13 protein-coding genes are annotated in these 17,120 nt (G+C 42.4%); 12 read left to right on the top strand and 1 reads right to left on the bottom strand.

The genetic code is table 11. The features are described from left to right. Window positions 1-845 precede the first annotated feature (845 nt). The 12 genes from ACXACN_RS11875 (at window position 846) to ACXACN_RS11820 (ending at window position 16,486) form a co-directional block, all read left to right on the top strand. On the top strand, window positions 846-1,541 hold the full coding sequence (locus ACXACN_RS11875; RefSeq protein ID WP_474964665.1) for an alpha/beta hydrolase: 696 nt from the start codon (window positions 846-848) through the stop codon (window positions 1,539-1,541). Window positions 1,542-1,560: 19 nt separating this feature from the next. Then, window positions 1,561-2,862, top strand: coding sequence for an ABC transporter substrate-binding protein (locus ACXACN_RS11870; RefSeq protein WP_474964664.1), 1,302 nt, complete (start codon window positions 1,561-1,563; stop codon window positions 2,860-2,862). A gap of 96 nt (window positions 2,863-2,958) precedes the next feature. Beyond that, complete coding sequence (locus tag ACXACN_RS11865; protein ID WP_474964662.1) at window positions 2,959-3,699, top strand: N-acetylmannosamine-6-phosphate 2-epimerase; 741 nt, start codon at window positions 2,959-2,961, stop codon at window positions 3,697-3,699. Continuing rightward, window positions 3,653-4,495: a MurR/RpiR family transcriptional regulator gene (locus ACXACN_RS11860; RefSeq protein ID WP_474964661.1), complete on the top strand. Its 843-nt coding sequence runs from the start codon at window positions 3,653-3,655 to the stop codon at window positions 4,493-4,495. Before ACXACN_RS11865 ends, ACXACN_RS11860 begins: the two co-directional genes overlap by 47 nt. A gap of 26 nt (window positions 4,496-4,521) precedes the next feature. Beyond that, a complete protein-coding gene (locus ACXACN_RS11855; protein WP_474966860.1) occupies window positions 4,522-5,436 on the top strand; it encodes an ROK family protein in 915 nt (304 codons plus the stop codon). Continuing rightward, window positions 5,423-6,301: a carbohydrate ABC transporter permease gene (locus tag ACXACN_RS11850; RefSeq protein ID WP_474964660.1), complete on the top strand. Its 879-nt coding sequence runs from the start codon at window positions 5,423-5,425 to the stop codon at window positions 6,299-6,301. Before ACXACN_RS11855 ends, ACXACN_RS11850 begins: the two co-directional genes overlap by 14 nt. A 7-nt stretch (window positions 6,302-6,308) precedes the next feature. Continuing rightward, window positions 6,309-7,256, top strand: coding sequence for a carbohydrate ABC transporter permease (locus ACXACN_RS11845; protein ID WP_474964658.1), 948 nt, complete (start codon window positions 6,309-6,311; stop codon window positions 7,254-7,256). Continuing rightward, window positions 7,253-9,751 carry a glycoside hydrolase family 38 N-terminal domain-containing protein gene (locus ACXACN_RS11840; protein WP_474964657.1) on the top strand — a complete coding sequence of 833 codons (2,499 nt, stop codon included), beginning with the start codon at window positions 7,253-7,255 and terminating at the stop codon, window positions 9,749-9,751. Before ACXACN_RS11845 ends, ACXACN_RS11840 begins: the two co-directional genes overlap by 4 nt. Window positions 9,752-9,761: 10 nt before the next feature. Then, window positions 9,762-11,270 carry a DUF4127 family protein gene (locus tag ACXACN_RS11835; protein WP_474964656.1) on the top strand — a complete coding sequence of 503 codons (1,509 nt, stop codon included), beginning with the start codon at window positions 9,762-9,764 and terminating at the stop codon, window positions 11,268-11,270. Next, window positions 11,243-12,823, top strand: coding sequence for an FAD-dependent oxidoreductase (locus tag ACXACN_RS11830; protein ID WP_474964654.1), 1,581 nt, complete (start codon window positions 11,243-11,245; stop codon window positions 12,821-12,823). Before ACXACN_RS11835 ends, ACXACN_RS11830 begins: the two co-directional genes overlap by 28 nt. 108 nt (window positions 12,824-12,931) lie before the next feature. Further along, window positions 12,932-15,277 (top strand): family 10 glycosylhydrolase, encoded by a 2,346-nt coding sequence (locus tag ACXACN_RS11825; RefSeq protein WP_474964653.1) that lies wholly within the window; start codon window positions 12,932-12,934, stop codon window positions 15,275-15,277. A 312-nt stretch (window positions 15,278-15,589) separates the two neighbouring features. Next, on the top strand, window positions 15,590-16,486 hold the full coding sequence (locus tag ACXACN_RS11820) for an ROK family protein (RefSeq protein WP_474964652.1): 897 nt from the start codon (window positions 15,590-15,592) through the stop codon (window positions 16,484-16,486). Window positions 16,487-16,782: 296 nt separating this feature from the next. Here the strand turns inward: ACXACN_RS11820 and ACXACN_RS11815 are convergent, their stop codons facing one another. Further along, window positions 16,783-16,950 carry a hypothetical protein gene (locus ACXACN_RS11815; protein WP_474964650.1) on the bottom strand — a complete coding sequence of 56 codons (168 nt, stop codon included), beginning with the start codon at window positions 16,948-16,950 and terminating at the stop codon, window positions 16,783-16,785. Window positions 16,951-17,120: the final 170 nt, after the last annotated feature.

Genomic DNA, 17,120 nt, shown 5'->3' with positions numbered 1-17,120 from the left:
TACTATCTTCAATATGTACTCAAAAATCAGATCACAAAGCATGACGAGCTTTGATCTTGCTGATGCGCCGTATCCACCATAGGTTATTTTCTGGACTGACGCACTCACTTCATAATCCGTCAGCTCATGCCGTAGACTGTCGGGATTGTTCGTGACCGCGACACTCGGCACATTGATATGTGGAAGCTTATCAACCGCTTGCCAGCCATCTTAGTTAAACCTACAGACAATATGAAGAGACTGTTCGCTTTGTTCAATTAACAGGCAATCAGCTTAAAGTCTTCATGCTTAATTGCTCCAAGCCTCTGCGTGATGTCCTCATGTACCGTCCTTCTGAATTCAATACATTGTTGAGTATACTCTTTCATGCAGCAATGTACAAATGTAAATTTCCTGTATTATACAATAAAGGGCGTCCTTCCCTCTGAAGACGCCTTTAATAAAATGTTTTAGAGCGGAACAATGTTTCACAGACAGGGGTTGATGCTTGGTAAAAGGGCTCAAGGATGAACATCAAATAGAAAGAATTGAACAAGCTGAGGCTTTCATATTTACAATGGTCCCAGGTATGGCAGAAAGATAGGGCCAAGTCTCGAGTAAAGGAGTACCAGTTAGTTGAAGGTACATAATGGCCAGTGCTGCTTGAAGTTTTAATAGACAAGCTTACATAGAAAGAAGTATATGTCCATTTTGGAGAGTTCTAAAGTCTTGGTTATATTTATTTTTCTGAAAAATGAAGGATTAATCCTTTTTCACTTTTAAATATAAAGAAAATATTCACAAATCCATAAACCTATGGTAGGGTTGTATTATGAAAGGGTTTACAAAATTGGGGGGTGATGATGATGAAAAGCGTCATCACAAATCATTCAATAAAAAGCACTTTTCTGAAGAAAACGATCACCTATAGAGCCCTTCGACCGGAAGAAGCTTCAGATGAAGAAGTTGATCTCCTTTTAGTTCATGATGGAGACGATTACTTAGAAATTGGGAAGCTTAAAGAACAGTTTGAGAAGGATTTACAAGAAGGGCGAGGGAGAAACATTTGTTTCATTCTTTTACCGCCAGGTTCTTCCGAAGACCGTTGGCATTATTACCATTCTGAAGGAAATCATGTACAAGCTTTTCAGCAATTTATTTACGAGGAATTATTACCCGCGCTTAAAAACAAATTCACAATTAGAAAGCTTGGTATGCTTGGGGATTCACTCGCAGGTGCAGTAAGTTTCCGAATCGCTCTTTATGATCCGCAGCAATGGACACATATACTACTTCAATCTGCGGCTTTTTCGGAAAAGGATGTAGAAATTGGAGCAAATCTCCACAAAACCTTGCCTTGGACGATTTATCAAACGGTAGGGACAGAAGAAGATGATTTTGTTTCACCGATTACCAATAAACGTCTCTACATACTCACAAGAAATCGGCAAATAAAAACGAGTATAAAAACAAAACAACATACCTATGTCGAAAACGATCATGGTCACTTATGGGAGTGTTGGCGGGAAGATTTATCCTCCGCCATTAAAATATTTTATTAAACATAAGGAGATGAGGGGTTTGAAAAAGTTTTCATTTTTGTTGGTTATCACCTTTTCTTTCATGCTGTTTCTAGCTGCATGCTCAGGTTCAAGTGAGGAAGGATCGGCTGAAGGGGAAGATTCTTCCGATTCCGGAGAAGCTGAAGAAATTGAGTTTTGGACGATGCAGTTGAAACCGACCTTTACGGAGTACATTGAAGGAGTTATTGCAGACTTTGAGGAAGAAAATCGAGATATCAAGGTTAAGTGGGTTGACGTGCCATGGGGAGATATGGAGAAGAAAATTTTATCTGCCGTATCTTCTGAAACAGCACCAGATGTGGTAAACCTGAACCCGCAATTCGCTTCTCAATTGGCTGAACTGGATGCACTTGTGAATATGGATGAAGCGGTTCCTGATGAAAAGAAAGAAGAATATTTTGAAGGCATCTGGAAGTCGAACTCTTTCGGCGATCAAACGTTTGGAATCCCTTGGTACTTATCTTCTCAAGTAAGTATGTACAATAACAATATTCTAGAAGAAGCGGGAATGACTGGTGATGATGTCCCAACGAAGTATGCGGATGTACTGGAATTTTCTAAGACAATCAAAGAACAAACAGGTCAATATGCTTTCTTCCCTTCCATTGATGGAAGCCACTTACTAGAAACTATGGTTACCATGGGTGTTGAACTGACGAATGAAGACATGACAAAAGCTACCTTCAACACAGAAAAAGGAAAAGAAGCGTTCCAATTCTTTGTCGATATGTATGAAAATGAGTTGATTCCACGTGAAGTGCTGACAGAAGGGCACGGGAAAGCGGTCGATATGTATCAGGCAGGTCAGTTGGCTGTGCTATCCTCTGGTCCACAATTCTTAAATACAGTGAATGAGAACGCGCCCGATATTTATGAAGCTACCGGTGTTGCTCCTATCATTACGGGTGAAACAGGATTGATGAATGTTGCTGCGATGAACCTTGTGGTACCGAAACAAAGTGATAAGCAAGATGCAGCTGTCAAGTTCTCTCTTTTCATGACCAATGCTGAAAACCAAGTTGAATTTGATAAGATTGTACCCATTCTTCCATCCATTGAGACGGCTCTAGAAGATCCTTATTTCAATGAACTTCCAGAGGATCCTTCCCCAGAAGATGAAGCGCGTATTATTTCAGCCGAACAGCTGAAAGATTCCGAGGTACTTGTTCCACCGATGAAGAATTACTCTGACCTTCAAAAAGCGATGACAGATGCCCTTCAAGCGGCGATGCTTGGTGAAATGTCGATTGAAGATGCACTGGCGGATGCTGAACAGAAGTGGAATGCAGCTTTGCAATAAGCCATTCCTTTGATAAGAAGGGAGAGCCCAGTGCCTCTCCCTTCTTTTAAAATCGAATGAAACATTAGTAAGGAACCTATGGATGGTGGTGAGCAGATGAAAAAAGAGGATTTTTTTAAAAAGATAGATGGTCAGTTGATCGTTTCCTGTCAAGCTTTAGAGGATGAACCACTTCATGGGTCACATCTAATGGCCAAGATGGCTGTGGCGGCAGAACTTGGAGGAGCAGCGGCAATCCGTGCGAATGGATATCAAGATATAAAGGCAATCCAATCGGTGACGCAGCTGCCGATCATTGGTTTAGTCAAACAAGAGTATTCAGAGTGTGAAATCTATATTACTCCTACGAAAAAAGAAATCGATGAGTTATTGAAAGCGGGCGTTGATGTGATTGCACTGGATGCTACATGTCGTGAGCGGCCGGGGAAAGAAACACTGAAAGAATTGATTCGGTATATTAAAGAACAGGGTAAAATCGTCATGGCCGATGTTTCAACCGCTGACGAAGGATTAGCAGCTGAAAAAATCGGGGCTGACTGTATCGGTACAACCTTATCTGGTTACACAGACTATTCGCCTCAACATGCTAAACCGGACTTCAACTTGGTCCATCGGTTAGTAAATAAGGTGAAGGTTCCTGTCCTTGCTGAAGGGCGGTATTGGAGCCCGGAAGAAGCCGTACATGCGCTCGGACTTGGAGCCCATGCTGTTGTGGTAGGTTCAGCGATTACAAGACCACAAGTGATTACGAAACGTTTTACAGATCAAATGAAGAAAGCAGGTGTTCATCATGACGCAAAAGTTGTTGGAGGGGAATTTGTTAAGCGTAATCCGTAGCTATTATCCATCCCTGACGAAGTCAGAGCAAAAAGTTGCTGATAAAGTGTTAGAGGATATCGAAAGTGTCCTATATTGTTCGGTCACTGATCTTGCGGACAAAGCTGGTGTAGGGGAGACCACAGCCTTACGTTTTTGCAGAAAATTGGGTTTCAAAGGGTATCAGGAATTCAAATTAACTTTGGCGAAAACATTATCGAACGATGAGAAAGAAGGAGAGGTCGTCGAGAACGGCATGCAGTATGCAATAGCTAATAATACGAAATCGGTTATAGATGAAACGTTGAAGATGGTCGATGAAGAGCTGTTGAATGCATGTATTTCAGCTATTGCCAAGGCGAATCATCTTCATTTTTACGGAGTAGGAACATCGGGGCTGACGGCTCTTGATGCAAAAAACCGACTCCTAAGAATCGGAAAACATAGTGATGCTATCATCGATCCCCATATTCAGGCTATGGGTGCAGCTACATTAGGAGAAGGGGATGTGGTTGTAGGAATCAGCTTATCCGGAAGTACGAAAGATACGTTAGATTCATTGGAAATTGCGAAGAAAAACGGTGCCATAGTCATTGCCATTACCTATTATGCCCGGTCACCGATCACCCAGCTTGCAGACTATGTGCTCCTTAGTGGAGGAAAAGAGTCTCCTCTTGAAGGTGGATCGCTATCTGCGAAGATTTCCCAATTATTCATCATCGATTTATTGTGCACAGGGCTTGCTCTATATGATAAAGAGCGATCATTGGAAATGAAAGAAAAGACCGCGAGATCTGTTATTAATAAAATTTATTAACTTTGCCAGAGGTGATCGGGTTGAATGTGATTGGGATCGATATCGGAGGAACTACCGTAAAGGGTGTCCTTCTTAATGAACAGATGGAATTGGTTCATATGAGCACATTTCCCACGGATGCAAAGGCAGGGAAGTCAGCTATTTTATCTAGTTTAAAATGTGTGATTGGAGAGCTGATAGAGGCGAGTGAAACACAAATAAAAGGCATCGGAATTGGAAGCGCTGGCAGGATCAATGTGGCTACGGGAGTCGTTGAATATGCGACGGAGAATCTGCCTGGCTGGCATGGGTTCGCTTTACAATCCTGGGTTGAAGAAAATTACACCATCCCTGTAAAAGTAGATAATGATGCGAATACGGCTTTAATAGGAGAGTTGTACTTCAAGAATCTTCTAGTCGAGACGCAGGATACAGTCATGTTGACCCTTGGTACTGGGGTGGGTGGTGCGAACTACTTTTCCGGTCAGGTTGTTCGCGGCGCCCATCACCAAGGTGGAGAGTGGGGGCACATGGTACTTTATCCCGGAGGACGTCCGTGTAACTGCGGAAAGTCAGGGTGTTTGGAACAGTATATCTCTGGTTCTGCTTTGCGAAAAGAAGCAGAAAAGAAGACAGGAAGAGCCTACCCTCATGGCCAGGATGTTTTTAAGGATGCAGAACACGATGCCCGCGTAAATGAGGTTGTTAAGCAATTTATTAGCGATCTTGCTTTAGTGATTGAAAACATTTCCATAAGTCTGGATCCTGACCGAATGATTCTAGGTGGAGGTGTGATTGAGTCGAGAGAATATTGGTGGGATGAAATGAAGGATCTCTTACAACAGCAAGGTGTGAGAACAGAAGTTACACCATCTCTGTATAAGAACCGTTCAGGGATGTATGGTGCAGCTCTCTTAGCATCACAGATGAGGAAGGAAGTGAAAAGTAATGAATCAACGTAAATTCACCCCGCTTTTGTTTTTACTGCCAGGTTGTGCCATTCTTGGAGCATTTATTTTTTACCCAATGATTCAGGCCATTTGGCTGAGTTTTACCGATTATAATATGATTCAAAAAAATCCTGATTTTGTAGGGCTGGCCAACTATAAAGAACTGTTTGCGGATCCATTGTTTTGGAAAGTACTCGGCCAAACCCTTTTATACTTAGTGATCGTTGTTCCTGCTCTTGTCTTTTTACCTATCTTTCTGGCTATTTTGGTTAACCAACAGCTGAAGGGAATCACCTTTTTTCGATCCATTTACTACCTTCCTGTAGTAACATCAATGGTTGTTGTTGGGATCGCATGGAAATGGATGTATGCCGATCAAGGTGTTCTAAACTATGTACTGGACACGTTCGGTGTCATAGACGAACCCATCCACTGGCTGACTTCTACATCGACCTCTTTGTTTGCGGTTATGGCGGTAACCGTATGGAAAGGGATGGGCTATTATATGGTCATTTACTTGGCAGGCTTACAAGCCATCCCTTCAAATTTGTATGAAGCTGCAGATATCGACGGAGCTAGTAAATGGCGCCAAATCATTCATATTACCATTCCACTTTTAATGCCTTCAATTATGATTGTGACCATCATGTCTTCGATTTCAGCGATGAAAGTTTTTGAAGAAATCTATGTAATGACTCAGGGTGGACCATTAAACAGTTCTATGACTCTTGTTTACTATATTTATAATGAGGCTTTCGACAGTTTGGAGATGGGCTTCGCCAGTGCTGCAGGAGTTATTCTGTTCATCGTTACGCTCATGTTCTCCATCGTTAATATAGCTTTCATGAATCGACGTGAACAGGCGATGAAAGGGTGATGAAGATATGAAATTAAATTCTGAAGCGTTGAAACAAGAATCTCATGATCAAGTTGATGAAAAAGAAGAACACCAAGTGAATCCCAAGCCCATAGAAATCAAACGAACACAAAAAAAGGGGAAACCTGCACCGAGAAAGATTATTAAAACGACCCTTTCTTATCTAACGCTGATTCTTGTATCGATCATCATGGTCGGACCTTTTCTATGGCTTTTAGCAACGTCACTAAAATCGGGGTCTGAAAATATCTTTGCTTATCCCCCGAAATTCATTCCTGAGAATCCAACGTTGGCTAACTTTGGGGCCGTGCTGGAATACTTTCCTTTCTTTACGTATCTCTTTAACAGTACAGTCGTAGCTGTTTTAACGGTTGGTGCCAACTTATTATTTTGTTCTCTTGCTGCTTATCCATTAGCAAGAATGAACTTTAGAGGAAAGAATATAGCTTTCATCTTAATCATCAGTACGATGATGATTCCATTTCAGCTTTTGATGATCCCTATCTATATTCTCGCATTGAATTTAGGCTTGCAAAATACCTATTTAGGTTTGGTATTGCCGCACGCTACGACAGCTTTTGGAATATTCCTTATGAGGCAGGCTTTCTTGACAATCCCGTACGAGCTGGATGAATCAGGCAGAATGGATGGTGCCAACGCCCTGCAGATTTGGTGGAGAATCCTGATGCCTCTTGTCCGTCCATCCATGGTAACCTTAGCTATTTTTACGTTTATGATGGCGTGGGGAGACTTCTTGTGGCCGCTTATCATTTTGAATGATCAGAGCATGTACACGTTACCACTTGGAGTTCAGTCCTTGCAAGGAAACTTCTCTTCGAATTGGCGCTATATTGCCGCAGGTTCTATTATTTCTGTACTCCCGATCATCATCGTATTTGCTATCCTTCAGCGTTACTTTATTGCTGGAGCCATGAAAGGAGCAGTTAAAGGATGAAGCAGGAAACTTATACGTGTCATGTCGTTTTCCAGACCCATTGGGACAGAGAATGGTATCTCCCTTTTGAAGTATTTCGCCACCGCTTCATTCATGTAATGGAGCGGATTGTCCATGGCATAGAGACAGGAGACATTGAGCGTTTCGTCCTCGACGGGCAGATGGCTGCCCTTGAGGATTACTTTGACGTTTGCAGCGATCTGCAACAAGAGAAGGTTCGTCGACTAATCAAGGATGAAAAGTTGATTGTTGGTCCTTGGTACGTTTTGGCTGATGAATTTCTTGTCTCTGGTGAATCTTTGTGGCGGAATCTTGAGCTAGGGCTGGAGATGGCCAATAACCTGGGAGGCTCACAAATGATCGGGTATTTACCGGATACATTCGGCCATATTAGTCAAATGCCGCAGATCTTGGAAGCTTTCAAAATTAAACATGCGGTTCTTTGGAGGGGAGTTAAGCCTACAAGGTCAGAGTTCTGGTGGCAGAGTCCTGACGGCAGCCGTGTATTAACCGCCTTTTTACCTGAAGGATATTACCAGCCGATTTTGAATGAAAAAGACCCTTTTAACGCTTTTCAGACGTATATAGATAAAGTCAAGCCTTATACAGAAACGAACCAACTCCTTTTAACCAACGGCGGGGATCATTTAATGCCAGCGTGGCTAGATATGAAAGGCCAGATGAGCAAGATGGAAACGGATGAAGTGAAGGTTATCCAGTCCAGTTATGAGCAATATTTTAACAGGGTCGAGAAAGAATGTGATGATCTAGAGGTTTATGAAGGTGAAATGCGATCGAATGATCATTTTTATCTACTTCCGAATGTTCTATCAACGAGAACTTACTTAAAAGAACAGAATCAAAGAATGGAAGATCAGTTGACTAGATATGTGGAACCGATGCTCGCTTTAGCGGGTGTGAATCACATGGAAAAGTACTTGCAGCAAACTTGGAAGCTGCTCATCCAAAACCACCCTCACGACAGCATTTGCGGATGTAGTGTGGATGACGTACATAAAGAAATGGAGACGCGAACGTTAAAGCTTTCTCAACAGGTAGAAGTTTTGAAAAAGGAAGCTGCCTACCGAATGGGGGTTCAGGATTTTGCGATGAGTGGACCGGCTGAAGGTAAGCCGTTCGATGAGATGACACAATTTGCTGTATTCAATCCTCATGCTTATGAATTTAACGGTTGGATGGAAGGAGATGTTTGGCTTTATGAGGATCGGCCATTCGTCGTAAAAAATCATAATGGAGAGGTTCTGGATACTGTCGTGCTTCATAAGAAACAGGGGCGGCATTTTGATTCCCCTACGGATGCTTTTCCAGAATTTAAAAGCGTCTGGCATTACCGGCTGGCCATTCGAGTTAAAAGACTTCCAGCTTTATCCCTCCAAACATTTTCACTTGAAGGGGGACGACCTCAGGTGCCAGATTCTTATGATCAACCTACGATCCAGAATGAGTACATGAAATTAACATTGAAAGAAAATGAATTGTATGCGGAAGATTTAAAAACAGGGGAAGGTTTCCCGGGGGTCAACCGATTATACAGCTCTCTAGATGCTGGAGATGAATATAATTATTCCCCACCCATCAATGATGTAGTGACAGAAGGAGTGATCATAGGATCTCCTGAAGTCAGGAAAAGTCAGGATTTTCAGGAATTAAGCTATTCCCTTCATCTACGTACACCTGCTGGTCTTAATTTACAAAGAACAGGTCCTTCAAAGGACGATCGTACAATGGAAGCTCATTTTGTCATTCGCTTATATAGTCATGATCCAATGGCAAACGTTCAGGTGAAGCTGTTGAACAACGCTAAAGATCAGAGACTCCGTCTTGTCTTCCCTGCAAACCAAGAGATACATTCTTCCTACAGTGATACGGCGTTTGATGTTATCCAGAGGCCAGCATTAAAAGAAGAGCATTATGATGCAGAAAAGTTGAAGGAGGTACCGGTCGTCGTCGAACCTAGTGCTTCATTCATCCATTTTAATAGATTCAGCTTTGTGCATCGTGGTCTGCAAGAGTATCAGATTAATAGTAAGGATGAATTAGAAGTGACACTAATTCGGAGTGTCGGCTGGCTTTCGAGAGATGATTTAAGAACACGAGGGGGCGGAGCGGGGCCATCATTTGAAACCCCTGAAGCTCAGTGCCAAGGAGAACAATTTTTCCAATATGGTTTTGGTTTTCAAAGAGATGCGATGTCTACGTTAAAACAGGCCAATAGGTTTCGTTATCCCCCAATTATACGGTCCGGCATAGGCGAGACTCCTTCCCTGATTATGTTTTCTAATCAAAACGTCCAGGTAAGTGCGGTGCGTCAAAAGGATGAAGGAATTGAAGTTAGAATATGGAATCCGCAAGCGGAAGCGTTGGAGACGGAAGTGTTCTCCGATTATTTGGTCTACCAAGGAACGAACCTTTGTCATGACACATTGTCGTTGCCTGCAAAAGGAATACTGACATTAAATTTAATTCGGAAGTGAGAGGTTTATAGTGAGAAAGAAAATTGCTCTACTGCCGGTTGATGGTAGACCGGTCACAAGAAAACTTCCAATAGAAATGGCTCGAATAGCCGATTGGGAAGTCAATGCCCCACCGGTTGAGGAGTTAGGTTTTTTAAAAAGGCCGGCGGATACAGTTTCAATTGAAAAGTGGATTTTAGACATGGCTTCCCAAGTTGACGGACTCATTCTCTCCATTGATATGCTTCTTTATGGGGGGCTTGTACCTTCGAGGATTCATACGTACACCGAAGAGGAGTTAATTCGTAAACTATCTATTTTGAAGCAATTGAAAAAAGACCATCCATCCTTAAAGATCATGGCTTTAAGTTCAACCATGCGGATGTCGAACAACAACATTAACGAAGAAGAAAAGGAGTACTGGAAGGATTATGGCACAGCCATTTGGGCGCTCTCTTATCATGAGCATCGTTTTGAAAAGCTTGGAGAGAAAGCAGATGCTCCTATCATAGAAGAGATGAAGGCCGTTATCCCTAAGGAGGTGTTAGAGGACTACAAAAACTCAAGGGCTGTGAATTTCTCTGTCAACCGTCAGTTAGTGAAGCAGGTAAAAGAAGGATGGCTCGATCATCTTGTGTTTCCTCAAGACGACACGAGCGAATATGGTTGGAACGTGAAAGAACAGGAACAGTTAGAGGAGATGGTCCAAGATTACTGTGTTGAGAACTCTGTTTACTTATACCCAGGGGCTGATGAAGTAGCCACGACGCTCTTAACGCGGATGGTTTTTGAGTTAGAAGAAGAGGAATTGCCAACATTTTATCCTGCGTACAGTGGCATGACAGGCGCACTAAGTCATGCGATGTATGAAGATCGGCCGATTATGGAGTCGGTAAAGGGGCAGGTATATGCGATAGGGTCTAGGACAGAAGAAGATTTAGCTTATGCTGATCTTGTGTTAGGTGTAAACGTTCCTGGACGTCAGCAGGGAGACTTAGCCTTAAGCCTTCATCTTAATCAAGTGGACACCAACCACCGTAACGTTCCAGAGTGGGTAGAAAGGCTACGTTCGTACATGAAACGAAAACCTGTAGCCATTGCTGATGTTGCTTACGCCAATGGTGCTGATCCAAAGTTGATTCCATTGCTCTTAAAACAAGTGGATTGGAGAAATTTATACGGATTTGCTGCCTGGAACACAGCAGGGAATACTCTAGGGACGGTGGTTTCACAAGCAACACTGTCCTGGCTTGCGTCAAAAAGAGGTTTGGCAAGGCAGATGGACAGAGAGGAGCTTTTAGTCGAACGTTTTCTTGATGATTATGTGTATCAAACGGTTGTGAGAAAAGAAGGGCGAAAACGTTTAGAACATCAAAAACCAGAATCACTCCAGTCAGTTGTGACCCCTGTTTTTGAGGGGAATGCTTCAAAATTTCTAGATGACTGGGCGCAGGAATATGAGATCGCTGATGTGCACTATCCTTGGAACCGGACGTTTGAGGTCGGATTCAGATGTGTAAGAAAGGAGGGACGATCTTGAAAGCTGATGTGCTAATTATTGGTGGAGGGATCGGTGGTACGCTTGCTGCCTTTTCTGCAGCCCGTATGGGCAAAAGTGTCATACTAACCGAAGAGACGGATTGGATCGGAGGGCAGCTTACTTCGCAAGCGGTACCTCCAGATGAGCATCCCTGGATTGAACAATTTGGCTGTACAAATTCATACCGGGAGTTTCGGAATCGTGTCCGTGATTATTATCGTGATTTTTATCCGATTCGTGATGAAGAAAGAGAGAACCCACATTTAAACCCTGGGAACGCATGGGTCAGCAGGATTTCTCATGAACCAATAGTCGCAAAGAAAATTTTAGAGGACATGCTCCAGCCTTATCAAAGCAATGGACAAGTTCAACTTTTGCTGAATTGCAAAGCTGTGGAGGTGGAAGTGAGGGAAGAGCTTATCCAATCTGTGAAAGCCCACTCTCAGGAAAAGGGACCACTGGTATTGCAAGGAACCTATGTTTTAGATGCGACAGAATGTGGGGATCTTCTACCACTTGCAAAGGTGGATTATCGAATCGGAGCAGAATCTAAAGCTATGACTGGGGAGCCGCATGCACTGGAGAATTATCATCCAGATGATATGCAGTCTTTTACACAAGTGTTTGCTCTTGAGTATGATCCTTCAGGAAGTCATGTAATGGACAAACCGGAGATGTACAGTTACTGGCGTTCATATCAAGCAAACTTCCTGGATCATCTCCAGCTCAGTTGGGATATTCCTGATGCGGACACAGGTAAATCCAAGACGTTCCGGATGTTTACAAAAGGCGAACAATTAGGTTTATGGGAATATCGAAGAATTATTGATCCAACCCTGTTCCGAGACGATTTTTTCAAGGGGGATATCTCTTTAATCAACTGGCCTCAAAATGATTACTGGGAAGGAGCCATCATTGATGTTTCTCCAGAAGAACGTGAGAAGCATCTGACTCATTCAAGACAACTAAGTCTTTGTTTGTTGTACTGGCTTCAAACGGAAGCACCCCGAGGTGATGGTGGCCATGGCTTTCCAGGATTGAGACTTCGTCCGGATATCATGGGGACGATGGACGGACTTGCCAAACATCCATATATTAGAGAATCAAGACGTATTGAGGCACTAGAAACAGTTGTTGAACAAGATATTAATGTAGATCATTCTCCATATGGAGGTGTTCGGGAACGTCCAAACTCCGTTGGGATAGGGGCTTACCGGATTGATCTCCATCCAACTACGAAAACCAACCGTCTGTTTTACGCCCGAAGTTACCCGTTTGAAATACCACTAGGTGCCATAATCCCGAAAAGAATGAAAAATTTGATTCCTGCATGTAAGAACATTGGCTGTACGCATTTAACGAATGGCTGCATGCGAGTGCATCCTGTTGAATGGAATATAGGGGAGTCAGCTGGAGCATTAGCTGCTTTTGCACTTGAGAAAGAGGCTGGCTTACACCAAATTTTTAATGATGAAAAATACACAAATGAGTTTCAAGAGCAGTTAGTGGAATTAGGCGTCCAACTTCATTGGCCTGAGGTAGGGGAACTTTAGACGATATGATGGAGAATTTTTCCGACTGAAAATTCCTTATGAAGAAACAATCCTTTATTGTGGTTATTGCTAATTTTGTAAGCGGATACAAATAAATGGAGGGATAATGTGAGAAAATTATTGAGTCGTTGGGGCGTAGGTATGACGGTTTTAGTCATGTTGGTAACTTTATGGGCGAGCGCTATGAGTGCAGAAGAGAAAGATGTTCCTACAGTGACCAATGAGGAAGGAACAACGATTGAGATTACTTCAGTAAATGACAGAAATAACACGGACAAGCTTGTTTTATTTGATCCAACATTTAGCTATTATACGGAAACGAATGCATCGTCCTATGAAGTTGTACTTGAAAAAATCAGCTTAACCGCCTATAAGGTGAAGTATTCGGGAAGTGGTGATAAGGGGATCCCGGAGAATGGAGTCGTTTTATCTACAAGCTCTCCATCAACAGATGAAATAATGAGCTTTTTAGAAGGGTTGGATGACGGGGAAACCGTTGAAATTGTCGAACCCATTGAAAAAAAATATATAAGCAATCTGGATGATGTTGATCCTACGGATGATTCAAATCCAGATGGAGCCCCTTTCCCTGGCAATCGAGGTGCTAACCAACTTTTAGTATACACTCCTGAGTTCGGTATCAGCACGGGAACAAATCCATATGGGTATGAGGTTACAGTGAAAGATGGAGTTGTGACTAAAATCGGTGGCGGAGACAGTGCTATACCTGAAAACGGATTTGTCGTGAGTGGTCACGGAACGGAAGCTAACTTTCTGAAGAATGCGGAAATTGGTATGAAGGTAGAGTTCGAGGCAGATGGAAAAGTGGAACTAATCCGTGATGCCTCCACCTATATTTTCAAGAGTGAGCAAGCTTTACAGGAAGCAAAGGATAGCATAGCTTCTGCAAAAGAAAACTATGTGGATGCAGAATATGAAAAAGCGAGGGAGTCTATCACTCTAGCAGAAGAATTACTACAAAAAGCAGCGGAAACCCAAAACAGTGATCCACAAAAGGCATTGGATTATACAAAACAAGCTACGCAAGCAGCTTATGACGGGTATTACTATTCTCTTTCTTCTGAAGTAGCGGAACAGCGTGCCATTTGGTATCGTCCAGAAGAACAAGATTTAGAGGATGTTCAAACGACTTTAGACCGTATGGAAAAAGCGGGCTTTAATTCCCTGTACTTAGAGACGACCTTTTGGGGTTACACGATTTTCCCAAGTGAAACGATGGTAGAGTATGGTTTGCCGAAGCAGCACCCTAATTTCGCCAATAATTCATATGGCGCGTATGGATCAGACATTCTTCAAGCTTTTATTGAAGAAGGTGAAAAAAGAGGGATTACTGTTCAATCGTGGACAGATGGATTCATGATCGGTCACAGTAGTCTTGGACTGCCTTCACAATTTGAGAAATATCCAGCGTGGAGTGCGGTTCAAAGAAACGATGAGCCGGGTACCGTTGGCTCCGACTCAAGTAACAACTATTACTGGTTGGATATAGCCAATCCAGAAGTACAGGAGTTTATGTTGAAGATCTACGAAGAACAGCAGAAAAGTTATGACATTACTGGTTTAAATATTGATTACATGCGTTACCCTCACCATAGTTTTGAAGAAAGCTACAGCTTTAGCGAATCCAACCGTGAACGCTTTAAAGAAGAGTATGGTGTGGATCCAATGGATTTAACTGAAAACGATGAGCTATGGGAGAAATGGGAACTGTGGCTGCGTGAACAAGAAAACAAATTCGTAGATCAGCTTCAACAGCAAAGCAAGAATATCGAATCTTCCTTTATGCTGACAGCTACGCCTGAGCCCGGAGCTGAAGCTGAACTTATCAGTGATTGGGTGGAGAATATTGACGGAGTAATCCCACAAGCGTACGGTCATGATTTTAACAGTATTCAGTCAACCGTAAAGGCGAGTAAAGAATTAACTCCAGAGTGGATGATGTACTATACAGGAATTTATTCCTTCTATCACCATCTTGGTGAAAAAGCAGCTGTAAATGATGTATTAGCTGCTTCTTATGGAACTTCAGGAGTTAATATGTTTGCTTTCGGTCAAGCAAGCGCTCCTTCTGTAGACGCCTTAGGGAAAGGGCCTTGGCGTGAGAATGCTGTGAACCCTGGGGAATCTCCTAAGGAAGCTGTCCTGAAGACTGTTCAAGAGATTAGTAAGCAAACCAAAGAAATCTATGTGGTAGAAGGGGCTATGAATGAGGATGACGGACGAAAGGTTATTAATAACATGCGTAAATGGGAAGTGATGATGAAACGACCTGATCATTCCTTGAAGCAGTCCAAAGTAACAAAGGAACTTGAAAAAACAGAATCGACTATTAAACAACTTGAGTCTGTTGTTCCGGTTGTGCAAGAACGTCTGTTAGGGAAAGTAGCAGAAATCGAAAAGTGGTTAAATTACTACTATAAAAAACAACAATAGTCATCATGTGGTAACCCCAATCTTCTAATAGGAGGATTGGGGTTATTCGGTGAGGTAATTGTTTTGAATGATTAAATGTTCTTTTATTGAATGAGCTATCATGAAGTAAGTAGATAGATAAGATAACTCTGGCAAAACAATTACTATATGAAAGGCAGTCTTACCATCGTGAAATTTAAAGCTTTTTGTGATATTTATGTATGTGAAGGTTGTTTAGGAAATACGGAAGAAACGGCGACGGGTATGTACTGAAGGAAAGATAGGGTGTAGAGTGAAACGTTAAAAGACTGTAAGAAAGAGGGGACTTGTATTATGGTTAATTATCAAACAATCGGTGTAGATTTGGGAGGAACTAATTTGCGTGCAGGCATTGTAAGTTCTTCTGGACAAATTTTGTCTGAAAAAAGTATTCATACCGAGGCAGAAAAGGGGCCGGATCATGTCATCGATAATATAATCCGGCTAATTAAAGAAGTAAAGGGGGACAATCTTATCTCTTCCGTTGGTATTGGTGCACCAGGGCCTCTTGATCCTCATCAAGGTTTGATCTTGAGCCCGCCTAACCTGCCTGGCTGGGATCGAATACCATTAATAGAAAGATTGCGTAAGTCCATAGATGTACCATTATATTTAGATAACGATGCAAATGCAGCGGCTTTGGCTGAGTCTAGATTTGGTGCGGGCAAAAATAAGTCGTCTGTTTTCTATATAACCGTTAGTACCGGAATTGGTGGTGGCTATGTGCTTAATAATGAAATTGTACAGGGAGCACAGGGGTATGCCGGAGAAATTGGTAATATGATTCTACAGCCTCATGGACCTCGTTGGTCAAACTTGAACGCAGGTTCATGGGAGGCATTGGCATCTGGCACTGCCATAAGTCGAGAAGGAAAAGCCCTCTTAAACATAAACGGCGGAGCTGAGGAAGTATTCAATTTGGCTAAGGAAGGTAATAAAGAGGCACAGAAAATCGTGGATGATACGGTTACAAACCTAGCCATGGGGATTGCGAATCTAGCTCATATTGTTAACCCATCAATCTTTGTTCTTGGCGGTGGAGTTATGCAGGCAGAAGATCAAATATTGATCCCATTGAGGGAAAGGATAAAAGACTTTTTATATCCTGGGTTGAAGGAAAAAATCATTCTTCAACCTGCTAAGCTTGGAACTAAGGCAGGGTTGATTGGTGCTGCACTTTTGAGAAGCTGAGGCTTACTAATCACGAATGAGTTGAAAGCCACTAATTTGTTTAGGTCCATTCTTCTTTAAACTACTTAATAACCTTTTAGTTTCCCCTCTATCAACTTATGTCGGTACCTGTCTCGGTGCGTTAGATCGTTAAATAAGCGTAATCCCAGAGATTTTGATCTCTGGGATTACGCTCTTTTTAAGAAAAAATATCTGTGTAGGTTTATGCTACCAACTTGTGTGATACTACCATTTCTTTTTTAGAATATACATGTAAAGTGTAGATATACTCAACTCTCTTCCTCAGAAAGCGGCTGTCAAGCTCCTCCAAAGCCCAATGCTGCTAGTGTGCACATGACAACAAGGAACAGAATGAGAAGGATGAGCAGGATGACGTAGCCGAACTTCTCTCCGCGCTTTTCAGACTCTGAAATCAGAACGTAGATCATGCCAATGCCAACGATGATACTGCCTAATACAGCCATAGGGAAACACTCCTTTCTGTGTCAAGTATATGGTCGTCGCTAGTCCTCTTATTAAAAATGACGGTGTGAATGGAAAACGGTTCCTCTATAAATAGCTGGTCTTCTTTCCGGCTCATGGCAATCATAAGGAACAGGGACGTTTCGACGATGAAGTTGCTAAATAATTTCCA

The organism is Halobacillus sp. AWM4_238 (genome assembly GCF_056158265.1).
This window is presented reverse-complemented; position numbering and strand designations above follow the sequence as displayed.